General features: G+C 69.7%; 18 protein-coding genes. 9 read left to right on the forward strand and 9 right to left on the reverse strand.

What is annotated here, in order from left to right; translation table 11 throughout:
- Positions 1-9 precede the first annotated feature (9 nt).
- Entirely contained in the window at positions 10-504 is a 495-nt protein-coding gene (rraA, locus tag QRD43_RS12730; RefSeq protein ID WP_285982846.1) for a ribonuclease E activity regulator RraA, read from the forward strand.
- A gap of 67 nt (positions 505-571) precedes the next feature.
- On the opposite strand, the gene QRD43_RS12735 is transcribed toward rraA, so the two are convergent.
- The 5 genes from QRD43_RS12735 to mfd form a co-directional block, all read right to left on the reverse strand.
- A complete protein-coding gene (locus tag QRD43_RS12735; protein WP_285982847.1) occupies positions 572-2,749 on the reverse strand; it encodes a putative bifunctional diguanylate cyclase/phosphodiesterase in 2,178 nt (725 codons plus the stop codon).
- Between the two features lie 276 nt (positions 2,750-3,025).
- Positions 3,026-3,589 carry a flavin reductase family protein gene (locus QRD43_RS12740; protein ID WP_285982848.1) on the reverse strand — a complete coding sequence of 188 codons (564 nt, stop codon included), beginning with the start codon at positions 3,587-3,589 and terminating at the stop codon, positions 3,026-3,028.
- 236 nt (positions 3,590-3,825) lie between these two features.
- A complete protein-coding gene (locus QRD43_RS12745; RefSeq protein WP_285982849.1) occupies positions 3,826-5,121 on the reverse strand; it encodes a hypothetical protein in 1,296 nt (431 codons plus the stop codon).
- 112 nt (positions 5,122-5,233) lie between these two features.
- Entirely contained in the window at positions 5,234-5,926 is a 693-nt protein-coding gene (gene serB / locus QRD43_RS12750; protein WP_285982850.1) for a phosphoserine phosphatase SerB, read from the reverse strand.
- Positions 5,927-5,953: 27 nt separating this feature from the next.
- Entirely contained in the window at positions 5,954-9,439 is a 3,486-nt protein-coding gene (gene mfd / locus QRD43_RS12755) for a transcription-repair coupling factor (protein ID WP_285982851.1), read from the reverse strand.
- A 277-nt stretch (positions 9,440-9,716) separates the two neighbouring features.
- Here mfd and QRD43_RS12760 point away from each other — a divergent pair, with 277 nt between their 5' ends.
- The 3 genes from QRD43_RS12760 (at position 9,717) to QRD43_RS12770 (ending at position 12,788) form a co-directional block, all read left to right on the forward strand.
- Positions 9,717-9,884, forward strand: a complete 168-nt coding sequence (locus QRD43_RS12760) for a hypothetical protein (RefSeq protein WP_285982852.1) — start codon at positions 9,717-9,719, stop codon at positions 9,882-9,884.
- Positions 9,885-10,056: 172 nt separating this feature from the next.
- On the forward strand, positions 10,057-11,724 hold the full coding sequence (locus QRD43_RS12765) for an NAD(P)/FAD-dependent oxidoreductase (RefSeq protein WP_285982853.1): 1,668 nt from the start codon (positions 10,057-10,059) through the stop codon (positions 11,722-11,724).
- A gap of 110 nt (positions 11,725-11,834) precedes the next feature.
- The gene (locus QRD43_RS12770) at positions 11,835-12,788 is read left to right on the forward strand and encodes a polysaccharide deacetylase family protein (RefSeq protein ID WP_285982854.1); all 954 of its coding nucleotides are present in this window, start codon (positions 11,835-11,837) and stop codon (positions 12,786-12,788) included.
- A gap of 27 nt (positions 12,789-12,815) precedes the next feature.
- Here QRD43_RS12770 and mpl read toward each other — a convergent pair whose 3' ends face one another.
- Genes mpl through thiD form a run of 4 tightly spaced genes read right to left on the reverse strand, consistent with a single transcriptional unit; the run spans position 12,816 to position 17,171 of the window.
- The gene (mpl, locus tag QRD43_RS12775; RefSeq protein ID WP_285982855.1) at positions 12,816-14,192 is read right to left on the reverse strand and encodes a UDP-N-acetylmuramate:L-alanyl-gamma-D-glutamyl-meso-diaminopimelate ligase; all 1,377 of its coding nucleotides are present in this window, start codon (positions 14,190-14,192) and stop codon (positions 12,816-12,818) included.
- Positions 14,193-14,207: 15 nt separating this feature from the next.
- The gene (locus QRD43_RS12780; protein ID WP_285982856.1) at positions 14,208-14,882 is read right to left on the reverse strand and encodes an HAD family hydrolase; all 675 of its coding nucleotides are present in this window, start codon (positions 14,880-14,882) and stop codon (positions 14,208-14,210) included.
- A 31-nt stretch (positions 14,883-14,913) separates the two neighbouring features.
- On the reverse strand, positions 14,914-16,200 hold the full coding sequence (gene hemL, locus QRD43_RS12785) for a glutamate-1-semialdehyde 2,1-aminomutase (protein ID WP_285982857.1): 1,287 nt from the start codon (positions 16,198-16,200) through the stop codon (positions 14,914-14,916).
- 20 nt (positions 16,201-16,220) lie between these two features.
- Positions 16,221-17,171, reverse strand: a complete 951-nt coding sequence (gene thiD, locus QRD43_RS12790; protein WP_285982858.1) for a bifunctional hydroxymethylpyrimidine kinase/phosphomethylpyrimidine kinase — start codon at positions 17,169-17,171, stop codon at positions 16,221-16,223.
- A 237-nt stretch (positions 17,172-17,408) separates the two neighbouring features.
- Here thiD and QRD43_RS12795 point away from each other — a divergent pair, with 237 nt between their 5' ends.
- The 5 genes from QRD43_RS12795 to QRD43_RS12815 all read left to right on the forward strand — a co-directional run bounded on the left by QRD43_RS12795 (position 17,409) and on the right by QRD43_RS12815 (position 21,439).
- Positions 17,409-17,561: a rubredoxin gene (locus tag QRD43_RS12795; protein ID WP_183105391.1), complete on the forward strand. Its 153-nt coding sequence runs from the start codon at positions 17,409-17,411 to the stop codon at positions 17,559-17,561.
- A 75-nt stretch (positions 17,562-17,636) separates the two neighbouring features.
- A complete protein-coding gene (locus QRD43_RS12800) occupies positions 17,637-18,038 on the forward strand; it encodes a response regulator (RefSeq protein ID WP_285982859.1) in 402 nt (133 codons plus the stop codon).
- A gap of 74 nt (positions 18,039-18,112) precedes the next feature.
- Positions 18,113-18,490 carry a response regulator gene (locus QRD43_RS12805; RefSeq protein ID WP_285982860.1) on the forward strand — a complete coding sequence of 126 codons (378 nt, stop codon included), beginning with the start codon at positions 18,113-18,115 and terminating at the stop codon, positions 18,488-18,490.
- Positions 18,491-18,496: 6 nt separating this feature from the next.
- Entirely contained in the window at positions 18,497-19,027 is a 531-nt protein-coding gene (locus QRD43_RS12810; RefSeq protein ID WP_285982861.1) for a chemotaxis protein CheW, read from the forward strand.
- A 72-nt stretch (positions 19,028-19,099) separates the two neighbouring features.
- The gene (locus QRD43_RS12815) at positions 19,100-21,439 is read left to right on the forward strand and encodes a methyl-accepting chemotaxis protein (protein WP_285982862.1); all 2,340 of its coding nucleotides are present in this window, start codon (positions 19,100-19,102) and stop codon (positions 21,437-21,439) included.
- Positions 21,440-21,451: the final 12 nt, after the last annotated feature.

Consider the following 21,451-nt stretch of genomic DNA (forward strand, 5'->3'; position numbering starts at 1 on the left):
GGAGCCGCCATGGACTTCAGCACCTGTGACATCTGCGACCGCTTCAAGGGCGACAGCAGCGGCGCGCTGCGCGTCCTGCCTGGCGGGCGCTACCTGAGCTATGGCGGCCGCCAGCGCTTCGCCGGCCCGATCAGCACCGTGCGCTGCCTGGACGACAACAGCGCGGTCAAGGCGGCCGTCGAGTCCCCGGGCCAGGGGCGGGTGCTGGTGGTGGACGGCGGCGCATCCACGCAGCGTGCGCTGCTGGGCGGCAACCTGGCCGCCGCCGCCGCGCGCAACGGCTGGGCCGGCCTCGTGATCCATGGCTGCGTGCGCGACCGCGCCGAGCTGCGCGCTGCCGGGGTCGGCATCCTGGCACTGGGCCATGTGCCGCTGCCCACGGATCGCCAGGGCCAGGGCTCGACCGACGTGACGCTGCAGCTGCATGGCCTGGTGCTGCGCCCCGGCGAGTGGCTCTACGCCGACGAGGACGGCTGCGTGGTCCTGCCCCAGCGCCTGGACTGAACCCCCCCCCCCGGCGCGGGTGCGGGTGCAGGTGCTGGCGCGGGTGCTGGCGCGGGTGCGTGCCGGCTCAGGCCTGGCGTGCGGTGGTGGCGCCCTGCTGCTGCCACAGCCAGGCGCTCATCGCCGCCGGATCCATGGGCCGACCGAACAGCCAGCCCTGGCCGATCTGGCAGCCCAGGCGCAGCAGCGTCTCGCGCTGGGCCTCGGTCTCCACGCCTTCCGCCACCACACTCAGGTCCAGCGCCTGGCCGATGCTGATGACGGCGCTCGCGAGGGCGCGGTCGTCGGGGTCGGTGTCGAGGTCGTGCACGAAGCTCTTGTCCAGCTTGACCTCCGACACCGGCAGCCGCTTGAGATAGCTGAGGCTTGAGTAGCCCGTGCCGAAGTCATCCACCGACAGCCGCACGCCCATCGCATCCAGCGCCTGCAGCTGCTCGCGCGGGCGGCCGCTTTCGTCCAGCATCAGGCGCTCGGTGACCTCCAGCGTCAGCTGCGAGGCCTGCAGGCCGTTGCGCTGCAACTGCTGCTGGACGTGGGCCGCGACGTCATCCTGCACGAAGCGCAGCGCCGAGACGTTGACGGACACGTTCAGGCCCTGCAGGCCCTCGGCCTGCCAGTCACGCAGCTGGCGGCAGGCGGCCTCGAGGACCCAGGCATCCAGGGCGTTGATCAGCCCGCACTCCTCGGCGACGGGAATGAAGCGGTCCGGCGGCACCCAGCCTCGCGTCGGATGTGGCCAGCGCAGCAACGCCTCCATGCCCAGCATGCGCCGATCGGCCAGTGCCAACTTGGGCTGGAAGTGCAGCTCCAGCCGGCCCGTGTTCAGGGCCTGGCGCAGCTCGGACTCCAGCGTCAGCCGCTCGTCCAGCGACTGGTTCATCGAGGCCAGGAAGTAGCGGCTGCAGTTGCGGCCCGCCTGCTTGGCCTCGTACATGGCGATGTCGGCGTTCTTGAGCAGCGGCTCGAAGCTCTGGCCGTCGTCGGGGCAGGTGCTGATGCCGATGCTCGCGCTGAGGTTGAGGTGCACGCCGCTGGCCAGCTGCACCGGCGCGGCCAGCGCTGCGTGGAGCTTCTGCGCGACGTGCATCGCGTCCAGCGCGTGGCAGCCGGGCAGCATCAGCACGAACTCGTCGCCGCCCAGGCGGGCGAGGGTGTCGGTGTCGCGCAGCGCGCTGCCCAGGCGGCGGGCGGCCTCGCGCAGCACCTCGTCGCCGGCGGCGTGGCCCAGGGAATCGTTGACGGTCTTGAAGCGGTCGAGGTCCAGCAACAGCAGGGACGAAGGCTGCTCCAGGCGCAGCGACATCTGCAGCGCCTGCTGGGCCCGGTCCGTGAAGAGCGTGCGGTTGGGCAGGCCGGTGACGCTGTCGTAGTAGGCCAGGCGCTCGATCTCGCGCTGGCTCTCCTCGTGTTGCAGCGCGAGCTGGCACAGCTGCGCGCAGGCCTCGACCGTGCGCCGATGGAAGGGCGCGACGCAGCGGACCTCGCGGTAGTAGAGCGCGAAGGTCGCGCCCACATGGCCGTCGGGCAGGAAGATGGGCGTGGACCAGCAGGCCGCCAGGCCGAAGGCCGTCGCCAGGGGGCGGAACGGCTCCCACAGCCAGTCGCTGGCGATGTCCCGCACCTCCACGGGCTCGCGCCGCCAGGCGGCCGTCCCGCAGCTGCCGGCCTGCGGGCCGATGGGGACACCGTCGATCGCGGCGCTGAAGGCCGCGGGCAGGCTGGGCGCGGCCAGCGGATGGACGCGCCCTTCGCGGTCCACGGCCAGCACGCTGCAGATCACGCTGGGATCGAGCGCCTCCACGCGCCGGCACAGCAGGTCCATCACCACCTGCAGCGGCCGGCCCGAGGCCACGGCTTCGAGCACTTCGCGCTGGAGGATGTCGATGGCATGGCGCTCGCGCCGTTCGTCCAGCGGCGTGAGGACCAGCGCCAGCAGCCCGTTGCGGCCGTCACCGTCCAGCGCACGCAGCTGGCCCTCGACCTGCAGGCTGGTGCCGTCGCTGCGCCGCAGGGTCAGCGGGCGCAGGGCCGGCAGGTCATTGAACCAGTCGTGCCACTGGGCGGCGTCGAGGCCATGCACGCAGTCGAGCAGCGAGCGGGCGCTGCCGACCCAATGCTCAAAGGCGGTGCTGCGGCGTTCGATGCGGGCTTGCGCATCCACCCAGGCGACCCCGATGCCGGCGGCCTCCAAGGTCTGCTCCAGCAGATGCCCGGACGGCGGCACGGGCTGCACGGTAGCTGTCATGGCGTTTCTCCCTGGCCAATTCCGTCGATTGTGCAAGGGGGGCGCCTGAGCATGGCGTGATGTGTATCAAGAGACCCACGGCCGCGATTCCCCTTGCCGGCGACGGCATCGGCCGGACCGTGATCCACCGCACGCTCGGGCGCGCCGGGGCCTCATGGAGGACGTGGCGCCGGCGGGCGGCAGTCGGGCGCGGGGGTGGAGGGAGTGGGAGGGAGCGGGGGAGGGGCTAGGGGCAAGCGCATCGCTCGCCGATCCGCGGCCGTGCAGCTCGGCGGCTCAGGCCGCCTGCGTCACCAGCAGGCCGCCGCTCGTGAAGAACTGGCCGGCGCCCAGGTGGTGCAGGGCGCGCCGCTGCACCTCGGGCTGGTCCACCCAGCGGCCGTCGACGAAGGCCCAGTCCTCGGCCCAGGCGTGCACGACCTCGGCCAGGAAGAGGTCGTAGCGGTGCTCGACATAGGGCTCGGGATAGACCACGCACTCCAGCCAGGCGAGGCAGCCCTCGATCAGCGGGGCATCCACCTTCTGCCCCGGGCGAGCCTGGATGCCGTAGCGGGCGAACTTGTCGAGGTCCCGGCCGCTCACATGGCCGACGTCGGCCGTCAGCTGGGCCTGGCCGGCGCAGGGCACGGCCAGCACGAACTCCCCGGAGGCGTCGACGAGCTCACGCGTGTACGTGGCCTTGTCGATCACCACAGCCACCTTGGGCGGGCTGAAGTCCAGGGGCATGTTCCAGGCCGCGGCCATGACATCACGATGACCCTCATGCTGGCTGGCGACCAGCACGGTGGGACCGTGGTTGAGGAGACGACTGACTTGGCGGAGATCGACAGGAACGCGCATGGGAAGAGGGGAACAGGCGGTACAGCTCAAGGCCTGCGTCAGGCCAAGCAGCGATTGTCCGCAGCCCTTCTTCTGCCGTCAGGATCGAAAGGCAAGAGGATGTAGCAAGGTGTTGCAAAAGGGATCGGGATTTGCCCGGGGTCAAGCCCCTGCTTGGGGGTTGGGGCGGTTTCGTTGCAGATTGGTATCAGTGATGGGCGCAGATCGCCCGCGGACAGATACCACTGCCTGACCGATCATGGCGTGCGGGCAGACCGCTCGGGGCCGAGCACGGCGGCCCATTCCCCGCCCTGGGCGATGGCCTTGAGCATGCCCCGCTGGCGGGGCTGGGCGTTGCAGGGTTGTTCGTCCCAACGGCTGCGGAAGCGCGTCTCCATGAAGCGCTGCTGTTCGGCCGCGTCCAAGGCGCGGACGAAGCTCAGGCGAGCCGGCCAGGCGGCTTGCTCGGCGGCGCCGTTGGCGTCGGCCACCTGGAGACTGGTGATGCGGTCGTCCAGGGTGGGGCGCGGCGATGTCCACAGCAACTCGGCGGCCCGGCGGCAGTCGTCCTGCCGTTCCGTGTCGCGGGCCGGTCCGGCGCGCGTGCAAGCTTTGTGGAGGGCGTGGTTGGCGCGGATCGTCGGCCAGATCCGGATCTGGTCCTCGAGCAGACCCAGTCCCTCCTGCAGCGCGAGGCCGGGGGCCTCTCCTTCCACCAGTGGCAGGAGCAGACCCATGAAATCCTCCTGGTAGCTGCGGGCGTAGCGCGCAGCGCGGATGCCGGCCCAGCGGGCCTCGGGAATGTCGATCGCTTCCCGGAACTCCGGCAGCCAGGCCAGCAGGTTCTCGGGCTCGATCTCGCGCCAGGGCTTCAGCGTGGCCGGGCCGCAGTAGGGCTCGTCGAAGCAAAAGTGGCGGGCGACGCGCCAGAGTTGCCAGACCAGGGGGTCGCGGCCGCCTTCGGCCAGCGCACGCAGTGCCGGCATGTGGATGGCGCCCTCGCGTCCGTGGTGGACGCTGATGCCGATGAAGGCGGCCGCCGCCCGGCTGCGGATGTCCCCGCGGGCCTGGAGCTGCACGATCCAGCGCTGCATCAATCGCTGTCGGACCGCCGAGCGGGTCTGATATCCCGCCTCCCGGATGCTCGCGTCGGCCCGGGCCGTCATGGCGGCGTGGTCCAGTGGGGCGTCCGCGCTGTGGTCCACAGGATGGGCGCGGTCCAGGGCGGCCATGGCCTGCAGATGCGCCGCCTGGCCGTGGCTGCACCATTGCTTCTCGATCTCAGCGATCTGCTCGGGAGGCAGTTCCCAGGAGCGCCGGCCCGCCACGGCGCGCGCGGAGGCCGACACGGCCGGCGGGGCGGAGGCGGGGGAGGCCGCAGACGCCACTGGCCCCGCTGCAGACCCTGCCGCGGACGTGGTGTCGGCGGCCGAGGTGGAGGTCAACGGTCTCCCGGCGCCGCCGGTGACGCCGGCAGCGCCGTCGCGCCCCATCGCCAGCCAGCCGCCCGCGCCCGCCACCAGCAAGGCGCCCAGCACCAGTCCCTGACGCACGCGTCGGCCGCGGCGTCCTCCCTCATCAGTCCTTGTTGTCATGGGCGGCATGCTAACGCGCCATCCGTGCGTCCCGGCCTCGCCCGCGGGCCAGCGCCCTGGGGTGTGACGTCTAGCGCAGCACCTGCAGCAGCTGCTCCAGCCCGCCCTCGTTGATGGCGACCATGGCCTGCTCGCGCACACGCGGCTTGGCGTGGTAGGCGACCGAGAGGCCGGCCACGCCCATCATCGGGAGGTCGTTGGCGCCGTCGCCCACGGCCAGGCACTGGGCCGGCGTGGCGCCGATCTCGGCGGCGCACTGCAGCAGCATGCGGCGCTTTTCCTCGCCGTCGCAGATCTCGCCCCAGGCCTGCATCACGAGGCCGCCGGTGAGCGCGCCGTCGACGATCTCCAGCTCGTTGCTGCGCACGAAGTCCATGCCCAGCTCGGCGGCCACGTGGCGCGTGAAATAGGTGAAGCCGCCCGAGACGAGCAGCAGCTTCAGCCCGGCCGCCTTGAGCGCCGCGCACAGCTCGCGGGCGCCCGGGTTGAACTGCAGTCGCTCGCTGAGCACCTGGTCCAGCGCGCTCGTCGGCACGCCCTTGAGCAGCGCGAGGCGGCGGCGCAGGCTGTCCTTGAAGTCGGTGATCTCGCCGCGCATGGCGGCCTCGGTGATGGCGGCGACCTCGGCCTTCTTGCCCGCGGCGGCGGCAATCTCGTCGATGCACTCGATGTTGATCAGCGTCGAGTCCATGTCGAAGGCGGCCAGCCGGAAATCGGCCAGTCGCAGGGGCGGCGTGAAGCCTTGGGTGACGAGAGCGCTCATGAGGGGAGGGAAGTCGTTGAAATGGAATCAGTCCTGCTTCAGCGGCGCGCCCAGCAGGCGCAGCACCTCGCGGATGGCCTGGGCGCGGTCCTTGGGATCGCTCAGGGCCTTCTCGATGCGGAGCTTGTCGTTGCCGACGAGCTTGATGTTGCGGTTCTTCTGCACCAGCTCGATCACGCGCATCGCGTCGATGGGCGGGTTGGGGCGGAAGTTGATGTTCATGACCGACGGCGCGGCGTCGATCTTCATCACGCCATAGGGCTTGGCCAGCACGCGCAGGCGGTGGGTGTCGAAGAGCGTCTGGCCCTGCGCCGGCAGCTTGCCGAAGCGGTCGGTGATCTCCTCCAGCATGGCGTCGATCTGCTCGGCCTTGTCCGCCGTGGCGAGGCGCTTGTAGAGCGAGAGCCGCACGTGGACGTCCCCGCAGTAGGCGTCGGGCAGCAGGGCGGGGGCGTGCAGATTGATCTCGGTGTTGGCGCCGAACACGCCGCCCAGCGGCGAGAGCAGGTCGGGTTCGCGCCCGGCCTTCAGCGAGCGCACGGCTTCCGAGAGCATGTCGTTGTAGAGCTGGAAGCCCACTTCCATCATGTTGCCGCTCTGGTTCTCGCCCAGCACCTCGCCGCAGCCGCGGATCTCGAGGTCGTGCATGGCGAGGTAGAAGCCCGAGCCCAGCTCCTCCATCTGCTGGATGGCCTCCAGGCGCTGCGCGGCCTGCTTGGTCAGGCCTTCCACGTCCGGCACCATGAGATAGGCGTACGCCTGGTGGTGCGAGCGCCCGACGCGGCCGCGCAGCTGGTGCAGCTGCGCCAGGCCGAACTTGTCGGCGCGGCTGATGACGATGGTGTTGGCGCTCGGCACGTCGATGCCCGTCTCGATGATGGTCGAGCACAGCAGCACGTTGTGCTTGCCCGTCACGAACTCGCGCATCACCCGCTCCAGCTCGCGCTCGGGCATCTGGCCGTGGGCCACGACGATGCGGGCCTCCGGCAGCAGTTCCTCGAGCTTCTGGCGCCGGTTCTCGATGGTCTCGACCTCGTTGTGCAGGAAGTAGACCTGACCGCCGCGTTTGAGCTCGCGCAGCACGGCCTCGCGGATGGTGCCGCTGTTCTCGCTGCGGACGAAGGTCTTGATGGCCAGGCGGCGCTGTGGCGCGGTGGCGATGACGCTGAGGTCGCGCAGGCCCTCCAGCGCCATGCCCAGCGTGCGCGGGATCGGCGTGGCGGTGAGCGTGAGCACGTCCACCTCGGCGCGCATGGCCTTCATCGCCTCCTTGTGGCGCACGCCGAAGCGGTGCTCCTCGTCGATGATGAGCAGGCCCAGGCGCTTGAACTGCACGTCCGGCGAGAGCAGCTTGTGCGTGCCGATGACGATGTCGATGCTGCCGTCGGCCAGGCCTTCCATCGCGGCCTTGATCTCCTTGGCCGAGCGGAAGCGGCTCATCTCGGCCACCTTGACGGGCCACTTGCCGAAGCGGTCCGCGATGTTCTGGTAGTGCTGCTCGGCCAGCAGCGTGGTCGGCGCCAGCAGGGCGACCTGCTTGCCGCCCATGACGGCCACGAAGGCGGCACGCAGCGCCACCTCGGTCTTGCCGAAGCCCACGTCCCCGCACACGAGGCGGTCCATGGGCTTGGGGCTGATCATGTCCTGGATGACCGCGTGGATGGCCGCGCGCTGGTCGGGCGTCTCCTCGAAGCCGAAGGAGGCCGCGAAGGCTTCGTAGTCGTGGCCGGAGTAGCGGAAGGCATGACCTTCGCGCGCCGCGCGGCGGGCGTAGAGGTTCAGCAGCTCGGCGGCGGTGTCGCGCACCTGCTCGGCGGCCTTGCGCTTGGCCTTCTCCCATTGCGCCGAGCCCAGCTTGTGCAGCGGCGCCTCTTCGGCCGACACGCCCGTGTAGCGGCTGATCAGGTGCAGCTGGGCCACGGGCACGTAGAGCGTGGCCTTGTCGGCGTACTCGAGGTGCAGGAATTCCGAGGGGCCGTCGCCCAGATCGATGTTGATCAGCCCCTGGTAGCGCCCGATGCCGTGGTTCATGTGCACCACCGGGTCGCCGACCTTCAGCTCGGAGAGGTCCTTGATGAGCGCGTTGACGTCGCTCACCAGCTCCTGCTTGCGACGGCGCCGCGTGGTGGGCGTGGTGGCGAAGAGCTCGGTCTCGGTCAGGAACTGGATCGCGATGCCCGCGGGGGCGGCGTCCGGCTCGTGCCAGAAGAAGCCGGCCGCCAGCGGCGCCGCGGTGATCGCGAACTTCTCGTCCGAGGTCAGGAACTCGGCCAGGCCGGCGCAGGACGGCGGATCGATCTTGTTGTCCCGCAGCAACTCCAGCAGGCTCTCGCGGCGGCCCTCGCTCTCGGCCACGATCAGCACGCGGTGCGGCGTGGTCTTGAGGTGCGAGGCGAGGCGGGCCAGCGGTTCCTGGGCGCCACGCTCGACACTGATGTCCGGCAGCGGGCGGGCGTAGTCCACCGCCTCGGCGCCGCGCACGCTGAACACGGCCCGCGAGCGCGTGGCGCCGAAGAAGTCCTCGACCCGCAGGAAGAGCTCCTCGGGCGGCAGGATCGGCCGTTCCGGGTCGTGCTGCAGGAAGCGGTGGCGCTCGCGGGTGTCCGTCCAGAAGCGGCTGAGGGCCTCGTCGACCTCGCCATGCAGCACCAGGGCGCCATCCTCGGGCACGAAGTCGAAGAAGCTGGCCGTCTGCTCGAAGAACAGGGGCAGGTAGTACTCGATGCCCGCGGTGGCGAGGCCCGTGCCCATGTCCTTGTACAGGCGGGACTTGCTCGGGTCGCCGTCCATCTTCTCGCGCCAGCGGGCGCGGAAGGCCTGGCGGGCGGCCTCGTCCATGGGGAACTCGCGGCCGGGCAGCAGGCGCACCTCGGGCACGGGGTAGAGGCTGCGCTGGCTGTCGGGGTCGAAGGTGCGGATCGAGTCCACCTCGTCGCCGAACAGGTCGACGCGGTAGGGCACCGGCGAGCCCATGGGGAAGAGGTCGATCAGGCCGCCGCGCACGGCGAACTCGCCGGGTGACACCACCTGCGAGACGTGCGCATAGCCGCCCAGCACGAGCTGGGCCTTCAGTGCCGACTCGTCGAGACGCTGCTTCTGCTTGAACTGAAAGGTGGTGGCGGCGAGGAAGGACGGCGGCGCCAGGCGGGTGAGCGCGGTGCTCGCGGGCAGCAGGACGACGTCGACGTCGCGCTGGTCCTGCGGCTTGTCCTTGGCCTGCAGCAGGCGCCACAGCGTGGCCAGGCGCTCGGAGATGAGGTCCTGGTGCGGGCTGAAGGTGTCGTAGGGCAGCGTTTCCCAGTCGGGGAAGACGGCCACGCGCAGCTCGGGCGCGAAGAACTTGAGCTCGTCCTCCAGGCGCTGCGTGTCTCCCGGCTCGGCGGTGACGAGGGTGCACAGCCGGCCGGCCTCCAGCTGCTGGCGGCAGAAGCGGGCCAGGAGCAGGGCGTCGGCCGAGCCCGGCGGGCGGGGCAGCGAGAACTTCTTTCCGGGGGCGATCAGGGGCAGTTGCATGGGGCGCTACAAACAGGAACGGCCCCTCGCGGGGGCTGGCGGGATTGTAGGGAGGCGAGGGGCGAAAGCTGTCAGCAGCGGTGAAGGCTGGGTTCGTTCCGGGGGCACCGCACGCCGCGGCACGCCCGGCGCCCGCACGGGCGCGGCGCCCGGTCGGAGGCGCCCGATGGACGGGGCTGGCGGCCGGGGCCCGCATTCGGGCTAAAATAGCGAGTTGATCCGCGTGAAGCTGCCCAAACAGCTGCCGTCATCAATTTACAACCCTATTGGAGCCACCATGGGCAACAAGATCATCACCGAGGCCGCCAAGCGCGCCGCCCCCCGTCCCGTCCCCGCCAACGGCGTGAGCTTCACGCACGGCCGCGGCAACTGCACGAGCCTCGAGCGCGGCACCCACACCCGCAGCAAGAAGAACCCCGGCAAGCGCACCCACAAGGGCGGCTGATCGACCGGCGGTCTTCCCGACTGCATGACGGCGCCTGCGAGGGCGCCGTTTCCTTTTCTGAGCCTCATTCTTGAGTCTCATTCCTGAGCCCCACTCCTGAGGTCGGCTTGCCATCCAGGCCGGACTCGTTTCTCATCCCCACTGGGTTATCGCCACGCCCCTGAGGACCTCCATGATCCGCATCACCGAACTCCGCCTGCCGCTGAACCACGCCGAGGACGAGCTCCGGCCGGCCATCGTCCAGCGCCTGGGCCTGAAGTCCAGCCAGCTCAAGAGCTTCCAGATCTTCAAGCGCAGCCATGACGCGCGCAAGAAGACGGCCATGCTGCTGATCTACACGGTGGACTGCGAGGTGGAGGACGAGGCCGCCGTGCTGGCGCGTTTCGAGGGCGACACCCACGTCAAGCCCACGCCCGACACGAGCTACCACTTCGTCGGCCACGCGCCGGTGGACTTCTACAACCGGGGCGACAAGCTGCGCCCCGTGGTGATCGGCTTCGGCCCCTGCGGCATCCTGGCGGCGCTGATCCTCGCGCAGATGGGCCTGCGCCCGATCGTGCTGGAGCGCGGCAAGCAGGTGCGCGAGCGCACCAAGGACACCTGGGACCTCTGGCGCAAGCAGAACCTGCACCCGGAGTCGAACGTGCAGTTCGGCGAGGGCGGCGCCGGTACCTTCTCGGACGGCAAGCTCTACAGCCAGATCTCCGACCCCCGCTTCCTCACGCGCAAGGTGCTGACCGAGTTCGTGAAGGCCGGCGCGCCGGAGGAGATCCTGTACGTCTCCAAGCCCCACATCGGCACCTTCCGCCTGGTGAGCATGGTCATCAAGATCCGCGCCGAGATCGAGGCGCTGGGCGGCGAGATCCGCTTCCAGCAGAAGGTCAACGACCTGCTGATCGAGCCCGGCCAGGACGGGCAGCAGCATGTGCGCGGCGTGGTGCTGGAGAGCGGCGAGCAGATCCGCGCCGACCAGGTCATCGTCGCCCTCGGCCACAGTGCGCGCGACACCTTCCAGATGCTGCACGCGCGCGGCGTCTACATGGAGGCCAAGCCCTTCTCGATCGGCTACCGCATCGAGCACCCGCAAAGCCTTATCGACAAGGCCCGCTTCGGCCCGAATGCCGGCAATGCGCTGCTGGGGGCGGCGGACTACAAGCTCGTGCACCACGCGAAGAACGGCCGTTCGGTCTACAGCTTCTGCATGTGCCCTGGCGGCACGGTGGTGGCGGCGACCTCCGAGCCGAACCGCGTCGTCACCAATGGCATGAGCCAGTATTCGCGCAACGAGCGCAATGCCAACGCGGGCATCGTGGTGGGCATCAGCCCGCAGGACTACCGGCAGGACGGCAAGACCGAGGGCCCGGTCAGCCCGCTCGACGGCATGGCCTTCCAGCGCATCTGGGAGTCGCGTGCCTACGAGCTGGGCGGCGGCGGCTACATCGCGCCGGGCAGCCTGGTCGGCGACTTCATCAAGCGCCAGGTCAGCTCGGAGTTCGGCAGCGTGGTGCCCTCCTACAAGCCGGGCGTGCACCTGACCAATCTGCAGGAGAAGGGCCGCGGCAGCCTGCCCGACTACTGCCTGGACGCCATCCGCGAGGCCCTGCCGGCCTTCGGGCGGCAGATCCGCGGCTTCGACATGCACGACGCCGTGCTGACGGGCGTCGAGACCCGCACCTCCAGCCCGCTGCGCATCACCCGCGGCCGGGACTACCAGAGCCTCAATGTGCGCGGCCTCTACCCGGCCGGCGAGGGCGCGGGCTACGCGGGCGGCATCATGTCCGCCGGCGTGGACGGCATCGAGGTGGCCGAGGCCCTGGCCCGGGAACTGCTGGGCGCCTGAGGCCGCGGGAGTCGCCGGGCGCCGGGCGGGGCCAGGTCTTGCCGTGCGCGCCCCGCACGGCAAGACCTGGCCCTGACCGCGGACGCGGCGGCGCTGGCGACAATCCCGCCATGAACCCACTTTGCACCCTGGCCCTCGCGGCCGCACGGGCCACACTGGTCGCGGCCTGTCTGAGCGGCAGTGCCCAGGCCGCACCGCGCATCGCCCTGACGATGGACGATGGCCCCCATCTGCGCGCCACGCCGCGCCTCAGCCCGCTGGCCCGCAACGAAGCGCTGCTGGCGGCCCTGCGCAAGCACCAGGTCCAAGCCACCCTGTTCGTGACCTGCGGCAACGGGGCCGACCGGCCTGACGGGCTCGCCCTCGTGAAGGCCTGGTCCGACGCGGGGCACCTGCTGGGCAATCACACGATGACGCACCCGGACCTCAACAGTCCGCAGGTGAGCCTCGAGCAGTACCAGGACGAGATCGAGCGCTGTCAGCAGATCCTCGCCGGCCAGCCGGGCCTGCAGCGCTGGTTCCGCTTCACCTTCCTGCGCGAAGGCAAGCCCGAGGCCAGGCGCGACGGCATGCGGGCGTGGATGAAGGCGCGCGGCTGGCGCAATGCCTACGTGAGCCTGGACACGAGCGACTGGCGTCTGGATGCCTACCTGGAGGAGCGGCTGGCGCGCGATCCGGCGGCGGATGTCGGGGACATCCGCCGGGCCTATCTGGACCACCTGTGGCAGCGGGCGCAGGCCTATCAGCAGCTCGCGATGCGCCTGCAGGGCCGCGAGATCCCGCAGGTGCTGCTGATGCACCACAACCTGCTCAATGCGCTGTTCCTGGACGATGCCATCGCCATGTTCAAGGCGCGGGGCTGGGGGTTCGTCTCGGCGGCCGAGGCCTACGAGGACCCGGTCTACCAGCTGCAGCCGATCAGTCCCGTGGCGGGGCAGAGCCTGCTGCTGTCGATGGCCCGCTCGCTCGGGCTCGGGCGCTTCGAGGGCTGGTCGCGCCTCGTGGATGACGGGGACTTCGAGATCGAGCAGCTCGAGAAGGGCCCGGCCCCCGCGCCGCGCTGAAGGCGCGCCCCGCGAGGGGGCGACGCCTCAGCGCTGCAGCGCGGCGAGCAGCTTCTCGTGGATGCCGCCGAAGCCGCCGTTGCTCATGCACAGGATGTGATCGCCGGGGCGGGCGACCTTCACCAGCGCGGCCACCAGCGCCTCGACGCCCTCGCACACCTGCGCCTGCGCGCCCATGGGCAGCAGCGCCTCGGCCGCGTCCCAGCCCAGGCCGGCCTGGTTGCAGAAGGCCAGGTCCACTTCCTCCAGCGCCCAGGGCAGCTGCGCCTTCATCGTGCCCAGCTTCATGGTGTTGGAACGCGGCTCGAAGACGGCGAGGATGCGCTCCGAGGGCGCCACGCGGCGGCGCAGGCCGTTGACCGTGGTGCGGATGGCGGTGGGGTGGTGGGCGAAGTCGTCGTAGACCTTCACGCCGCCCGCCTCGCCTCGCAGCTCCAGGCGGCGGCGCACGTTCCTGAACACGGCCAGCGCCGCGGCGGACTGCTCCGGCGTCACGCCCAGGTGCTCGGCGGCAGCCATGGCGGCCAGCGCGTTGAGCTGGTTGTGCTCGCCGGCCAGGTCCCATTCCACGCGGGCGACCTTGAGCGAGCCGCGCAGGACGTCGAATGCCGACGGTTCGCCGCGTGCGCGCAGGGTGCCGGGCTCCTCCTTGCGGGCGCCGAAGCGCTGCACCTCGCTCCAGCAGCCGCGCTGCAGCACGCGCTGCAGGGCGTCCTCGCGGGCGTTGACCACCAGGCGGCCGCTCGGCGGCACGGTGCGCACGAGGTGGTGGAACTGGGTCTCGATGGCGGCCAGGTCCGGGAAGATGTCCGCGTGGTCGTACTCGAGGTTGTTGAGCACGGCGGTGCGCGGGCGGTAGTGGACGAACTTGCTGCGCTTGTCGAAGAAGGCGGTGTCGTACTCGTCCGCCTCGATGACGAAAGGCCCCCCGGGCGTCACCGCGCCCAGGCGCGCCGAGACATTGAAGTTCTGCGGCACGCCCCCGACCAGGAAGCCCGGGTTCAGGCCGGCGTGCTCGAGGATCCAGGCCAGCATCGAGGTGGTGGTGGTCTTGCCGTGCGTGCCCGCCACGGCCAGGACGTGGCGGCCCTGCAGCACGTGTTCGGCGAGCCACTGCGGGCCGCTCGTGTAGGGCAGGCCGGCGTCGAGCAGGGCTTCCATCAGCGGGAAGCGGCCCTCGCTGGAGCGCGTCACGACGTTGCCGATCACGAAGAGGTCCGGCTTCAGGTCCAGCTGCTCGGCGCCGAAGCCCTCGATCAGTTCGATGCCCAGGGCCTCCAGCTGCGTGGACATGGGCGGATAGACGTTGGCATCGCAACCGGTGACGCGATGCCCGGCCTCGCGGGCCAGGGCTGCCAGGCCGCCCATGAAGGTGCCGCAGATGCCGAGGATGTGGATGTGCATGGTGTGCAGGAAACGTCAGTCGCCGAACCAGGCCGGCAGGTGCGCCAGGGCCTGTTCCAGGCTGGAGAGAACCACACATCGCGGGGCGATGTCGGGGTCGGGGTCTTTCAGGTCGGGCACGAGCACGACGCCCATGCCGGCGCTCAGGGCGCCCTGGGCGCCGTAGCTGGAGTCCTCGAAGACGAGGCAGTCGCGGGCGGGCACGCCGAGGCTGCGCGCGGCCAGCTCGAAGAGGTCGGGGTGGGGCTTGCCCCGGGCGACCTGGTCGCCGCCATGGACGGGGTCGAAATGCAGGGCGATGCCGGCGGCGCCCAGCCGGTCCAGCACCTTGGCATGGCGCGTGGAGGAGGCCACGGCGCAGGGCACGCCGCGCTCGCGCAGGGCCTGCAGCAGCGGTGTCACGCCGGGCTTGAGCGCGAAGCCGCGGCCCTCGAGGCGGCGGGCGACGTCGGCGTCCACCGCCTCGTACATGCGCTCGGCGGCCTCGACGGAGCCGAACCAGCCGGCCAGCAGCGCGAGGCAGTCGGGGCGGCTGCGGCCGACCGTCAGGCGGTAGTCGGCGGCCGTCAGTGGGCGCCCGGCCTCGGCGGAAAGCCGCAGCCAGGCGTCCTGGATGGGCCGCTCGGAGTCGAGCAGCAGGCCGTCCATGTCGAAGACCGCCGCGCGGTAGCGGCGGGAGGCGGTGCTCATGGCGTCAGCGTGTCGGCAGGCGGGCCGGCGTTCAGCGCAGGGCGCGGCGCGCGGCGTCCAGCGTGGCGGCGATGTCGTCGTCCGTGTGCGCGGCCGAGACGAAGCCGGCCTCGTACAGCGCCGGGGCGAGGTAGACGCCACGGTCCAGCATGCCGTGGAAGAAGGCGTTGAAGCGTGTGCAGTCGGTCGTCATGACGGTCTTGTAGTTCTGCGGCAGCTCGGGCAGCAGGAAGAAGCCGAACATGCCGCCCTGGCAATCGGCGCTGAAGGGCACGCCGTTCTCGGCGGCCACGGTCTTCAGGCCCTCGACCAGCTGGCGGGTCTTCGCGCCGAGGCTGTCGAAGAAGCCGGGTTTCTGGATCTCGCGCAGCGTGGCCAGGCCGCAGGCGGTGGCCACCGGGTTGCCCGACAGCGTGCCGGCCTGGTAGACGCCGCCCAGCGGGGCGAGGTGCTTCATGATCTCGCGGCTGGCGCCAAAGGCCGCCAGGGGCATGCCGCCGCCGATGACCTTGCCGAAGGTGCTGATGTCCGGCTTGAAGCCTGGCAGCAGCTGGGCGTAGTGCCCCTGGGCGCTGTGCAGGCCGACGCGGAAGCCCGTCATGACCTCGTCGAAGACCAGCAGGGCGCCGTACTGCGTGCAGAGCTCGCGCAGGCGCTTCACGAAGGGCAGGGCGGCGCGCACGAAGTTCATGTTGCCCGCGATGGGCTCGATGATCACGCAGGCCAGCTCGTGGCCGTACAGCGAGAAGGCTTCCTCCAGCTGGGCGACGTTGTTGTATTCCAGGACCACGGTGTGCTGCGCGACCTCGGCGGGCACGCCGGCGCTGGTCGGGTTGCCGAAGGTGGCCAGGCCGGAGCCCGCCTTGACCAGCAGGCTGTCCGTGTGGCCGTGGTAGCAGCCCTCGAACTTGATGAACTTGCTGCGGCCGGTGGCGCCGCGTGCCAGGCGGATGGCGCTCATGGTGGCCTCGGTGCCGGAGCTGACCAGGCGCACCTGCTCCATCGACGGCACCAGCTTGAGGATCTCCTCGGCCAGCTCGATCTCGCGCTCGGTGGGTGCGCCGAAGGAGAAGCCCTCCAGCGCGGCCTTCTGCACGGCCTCCAGCACACCCGGGTGGCCGTGACCCAGGATCATCGGACCCCAGGAGCCGATGTAATCGATGTAACGTTTTGCATCAGCATCGAAGATGTAGGCGCCGCTGCCGCGGGTGATGAAGCGGGGGGTGCCGCCGACGGCGCGGAAGGCGCGAACGGGCGAGTTCACGCCCCCCGGGATCACGCGCTGGGCGCGCTCGAACAGGGTCTGGTTCTGGCTCATGGGATCGGGTCTGAGGGGGATCAGTGGATGCGGCGCGGGCCCTTGGCGGGCTCGTCCATCATCAGGTCGTGGCCGTGCTCGTGCTCGGCGGCGGCACCGGGCTCGCCTTCCTCGCCAGGCGGAAGGGCCCAGAAGAAGCGGTCCGGCACCACGTTGCCCATGCCGGGGCGGAAGCCGGCGTCCAGGCTCTGGTCCAGGAAGGCCAGGGCCTCGCCGACGGCGGCGTGGATCTCCGCGCCCACCGACAGCAGGGCGGCCAGCGAGGCCGACAGCGTCTCGCCGGCCCCGATGAAGCTGACCTCGAAACGCTCGAACTTCTCGCCGGTGATGGGGCCCTGCGGATTGGCCAGCACGTTGTCCACGAACTGGTTGGGCAGGGCGATGCCGGTCACCAGCACGTGCTGGGCGCCGTGCTCGGCGGCGGCCACGGCCAGCTCGCGCGGGGAGGCCGGGCGGCCGGCGTCCCAGTCGGGCAGAAGGAAGTCGGTGAGGGTCTTGTGATTGCCCACGAGCACCTGGGTCTGGGGCAGGATCAGCTCGCGGAAGCTGTCGCAGTAGCTCTGCTGCTGCTCCTCGTCCAGCCAGCTGATCGAGGGCATGTAGGCCACGAGGGGCACGTCGGGGTAGTCCGACAGCACCTCGGCCACGGCGCTGACGCCCTCGGCGCTGCCCAGGAAGCCGACTTTCCAGGCGGCCACTGGCACATCTTCCAGTACCGAGCGGGCCTGCTCGACCAGCAGGTCGCTGTCGAGGGTCTGGTGCTCGAAGATCTCGGCGGTGTCCCGCAGCACGATGGCCGTGACCACCGGCAGCGCATGGGCGCCCATGGCGGCGATGGTGGCGATGTCGCTCGCGATGCCCGTCGCCCCGGTGGGCTCGCTGGCATTGAAGCTCATCACGCAGGCCGGCGCCTGCGCTTCTTCGTCAGCCGCTGCGGCGTCCGGGGGGAGGGGGGTGTCAGGGCTGTTCATGGTGGAGCGAGAGGGCCGGCGGGGCCTGATGATGACCGGGCAACGTTGCGATCGGACGGGTGCTGCGGCAATAGTGCGCGGAATTCTCGGCTCGTCCGCCCTTGTGCGGATAAGCCCCGAGTCTCCTGTTGCATCTGTGCCTATATGCTCCGCGGGAACGTCCGAGGGGCGTGGCTACAATCTTTCGTCGCATTGTAGTGAGCAAAGAACTGTATCGTGAGCGAAGCAAGTACCTGGATGTGCCTGATCTGCGGCTGGATGTATGACGAAGCCGCAGGGGATCCCGAGCATGGCATTGCCCCTGGCACCGCCTGGGCCGACGTGGACATGAACTGGACCTGTCCCGAATGCGGTGCTCGCAAGGAAGACTTCGAGATGGTCCGCATCTGACGGGCAGGCCCGTCGGACTGACAAGACAATACGCACGCGGCAAGCGTGTTCCCCACCGCTGAAGGAGTAGCTGGGTTGGACGGGAAAGCGCAAGAAGGCAAGACGGCCGCGACCAAGGTGCTGGTCATCGATGACAGCAACACCATTCGTCGCAGCGCCGAGATCTTTCTCAAGCAGGGCGGTCACGAGGTCGTGCTGGCGGAGGACGGCTTCGATGCCCTCTCCAAGCTGAGCGACTACCAGCCGGACCTGGTGTTCTGTGACATCCTGATGCCGCGGCTGGACGGCTACCAGACTTGCGCCATCATCAAGCGCAATCCGCAGTTCGCGCATGTGCCGGTGATCATGCTGTCCTCGAAGGACGGCCTGTTCGACAAGGCGCGCGGCCGCATGGTCGGGTCGCAGGACTACCTCACCAAACCATTCACCAAGGATCAACTGCTGCAGGCGGTGCAACAGCACCGCTCGCAGTCCTGAGCCGCCGGGTCGACACCGGGCGCTGCTGACATCGGACGCGGCCCCCTCCACCCCCTGCCCAGCAAGGAGCTTGCATGACTATCGAAAAAATTCTGCTGGTCGACGATTCCAAGACCGAACTGCATCACCTGAGCGAGATGCTGACCAAGCGCGGCTACGCCGTGCGCACCGCCGAGAACGGCGAGGAGGCCATGAAGCGCCTCGAGGAAGAGGTGCCGCACCTGATCCTCATGGACGTCGTGATGCCTGGCCAGAATGGCTTCCAGCTCACCCGCGCCATCACCCGCGACCCGCGCTTCCAGCACGTGCCGGTGATCATGTGCACCAGCAAGAACCAGGAAACCGACAAGGTCTGGGGCATGCGCCAGGGTGCCTCCGACTACGTGGTCAAGCCCGTCAAGTCCGACGAGCTGATCGCCAAGATCAAGGCGCTCGAAAGCGCCAAGGGCTGACGAAACATGGCCAACAAGCAAGCCCTGCGGGAACTGCAGCAGCGCCTGGCGCAGCGGATGCAGGCGGCGCGGGAACAGACCAACAGCGCCAGCTGGCTGGCCGTCGAGGTGGCGGGGCACGCCATGCTGTTCTCCTTGAAGCAGGCCGCCGAGATCTTCTCGCCCGTGCCGCTCAAGACCGTGCCCTACGCCCAGCCCTGGATGCTGGGCGTGGCCAATCTGCGCGGGGGCTTGCACACGGTCGTCGACCTGGCGGCCTTCCTCGGCGCCCGTGAGCCCGGGACCCGCCTGGATGCCAACCAGTCGCGTTTCGTGGCCATCAATTCCGATCTGAACATCAACTGCGCCCTGCTGGTCGACCGCCTGCTGGGTCTGCGTTCGGACGAGCAGCTGAGTCCCGATCCCGATGCAGGCGAGGTGGGCGCGCAGCCCCGTTTCGCCGGGGCGCGCCTCAAGGACGAGCACGGCCGCAGCTGGCAGGTGCTCGACCTCGAGGCCCTGTCCAAGCACGAACAATTCCTGCGCATCGTCGCCTAAACCTGCAAGCGACGGCCGAACGCGAGACGGCCGCGCGTCATTCACGCTATCTAACAGACGTCAGAGGGTCAGATGAGCTTCCTGGACAAGATCAAGAGCATGGGCAAGCAAGAGGGTGAGCACGCACCCGAAGGGCTCCACGACGCCGCGCCGGAGGCCCAGGCCTCCATCATCGAAGGGGCTGAAACGGTCCAGGTCGAGGCGCATCCGGCCGATGTGTCCATCATTTCGGAGGCCACGCCGACCGCCGAGCAGGCCGCACCCGCCAGCGAATACACCGAGGGCGCGAGCAGCACCACCTTCGGTCAGACCACGACCTTTGGCAACACGCAGGCCGCCGACCCCGCCGCCGCACTGACGGCCGTGGCCGCCGCCGCCGCCGCGGATCGCGTCAGGCGCCAGCGCACCCTGACCGCCCTGGTGGCGGTGGGCCTGGTCGGCACCGCCGCCACGGTGGGCCTGAACGTCTGGAACAGTGCCCGGACGGCCGCGCAGGTGCGGGCCTCCGGTCAGGCCATGATGCAGTCGCAGCGTCTCGCCAAGGCCGTGTCGACCGCCACGATGGGCAACACCCAGGCCTTCGCCGAACTGCGCGAGAGCTCCTCGGTGCTGAGCGGCATCGCCAACAACCTGCGCACCGGCGAAGGTGAGCTGGCCAAGGCCTCGGGCGATGCCCTGCAGACCCTGGAGAACCTGGCCCCGAAGATCGCCCTGGCCGAGAAGAACGCCAAGCTGGTGCTGGGCCAGGAAAAGATCCTGACGCAGGTGGGCGCCGCCTTGCGCACCATCAATCGACAGTCGTCCGACCTGCTGGAAAGCGCCGAGGCCGTGTCCTCGCTGGCCCTGCAGCAGAACAGCTCCTCCGTCGAGATCGCGGCCGTGGGCCAGATGGTGATGCTGACCCAGCGCATCGGCAAGAGCGCCAACGAATTCCTGACGCAGGAAGGCGTGAACGCCGAGGCCGTGTTCCTGCTGGGCAAGGACCTGAACACCTTCCGCGAAATCAACGAGGCCCTGCTCAAGGGCAACTCGGAGCTGGGCCTGAAGGCCGTGGGCAATCCCCAGATGCGCGAGCGTCTGGCCTCGCTGCTGAAGCAGTTCGAGGAGACCCGCAACCAGGCCTCCGCGATTCTGAGCAACATGCCCGGTCTGGCCTCCGCCCGCGAGGCGCAGGCCGCGATCCTGGCCGACAGCGAACCGCTGCGAAAGGGCCTGGACCAGGCCGGTCAGCAGCTGGAGGCCTCCGGCGGCACGAGCCCCCTGATGCTGCTGCTGATGGCGGGCTCCCTCGTGGCGCTGGTGGTCGGCGCGGTCGGCTTCCTGCGGCTGTATGTGGCTGAACAGGCCCACCGTACCTCGATGGCTGAAGAGCAGCGCAAGCTGGCCGAGCAGCAGGAGCAGGAGGCCAAGCGCGTCAACGACGCCAACCAGGCCGCCATTCTGCGACTGATGAATGAACTGCAGTCGGTCGCTGAAGGTGACTTGACGCAACAGGCCACGGTGACGGAAGACATCACGGGCGCCATCGCCGACTCGGTGAACTACACGGTGGAAGAGCTGCGCAATCTGGTGACCCAGGTGCAGTCCACGGCAGCCCGGGTGACGGAAACGACCGGCCAGGTCGACCAGACCTCGACCGAGCTGCTGGCGGCCTCGACCGAACAGCTGCATGAGATCCGGGCCACCGGCGAGGCCGTGCTCCAGATGGCCGAGCGCATCAACCAGGTGTCCTCGCAAGCCCAGCAGACCGCTGAGGTGGCCCGCCAGTCGCGTGAAGCGGCCGAGCAGGGCAAGCAGGCGATGGAGAACAACATCGGCGGTATGAACCAGATCCGCGAGCACATCCAGGAAACCTCCAAGCGCATCAAGCGTCTGGGTGAGTCCTCGCAGGAGATTGGCGAGATTACCGAGCTGATCTCGGACATTACCGAGCAGACGAACGTGCTGGCACTGAATGCCGCCATCCAGGCGGCGTCGGCCGGTGAAGCCGGTCGCGGCTTCTCGGTGGTGGCGGAAGAAGTGCAGCGCCTGGCCGAACGCTCGGGCGATGCAACCCGCCGGATTGCCGCCCTGGTGAAGACCATTCAGACCGACACCCAGGATGCCGTGGCCGCCATGGAGCGCTCCACGCTGGGGGTGGTGCAGGGTACCAAGCTGTCCGATGCCGCCGGCCACGCGCTGGAGGAGATCAACGAGGTGTCCCGCCGCCTGGATGAGCTGATCGCCCGCATTTCCGAGTCCGCCGTGAACGAAGCCCGTTCCGCGAACGACGTCGCGTCCAACATCCAGCACATCTTTGCCGTGACCGAGCAGACGGGTGAGGGCACGCGCTCCACCGCCCAGATGGTGCACGAGCTGTCGCGTTCCGCCGAAGCACTGAAGCAGTCGGTGTCGCGATTCAAGGTCGAGTGATCGCCCTTCAGC

It is taken from the genome of Roseateles subflavus (assembly GCF_030285365.1).
In the GTDB taxonomy this organism is placed as follows: domain Bacteria; phylum Pseudomonadota; class Gammaproteobacteria; order Burkholderiales; family Burkholderiaceae_C; genus Roseateles_B; species Roseateles_B subflavus.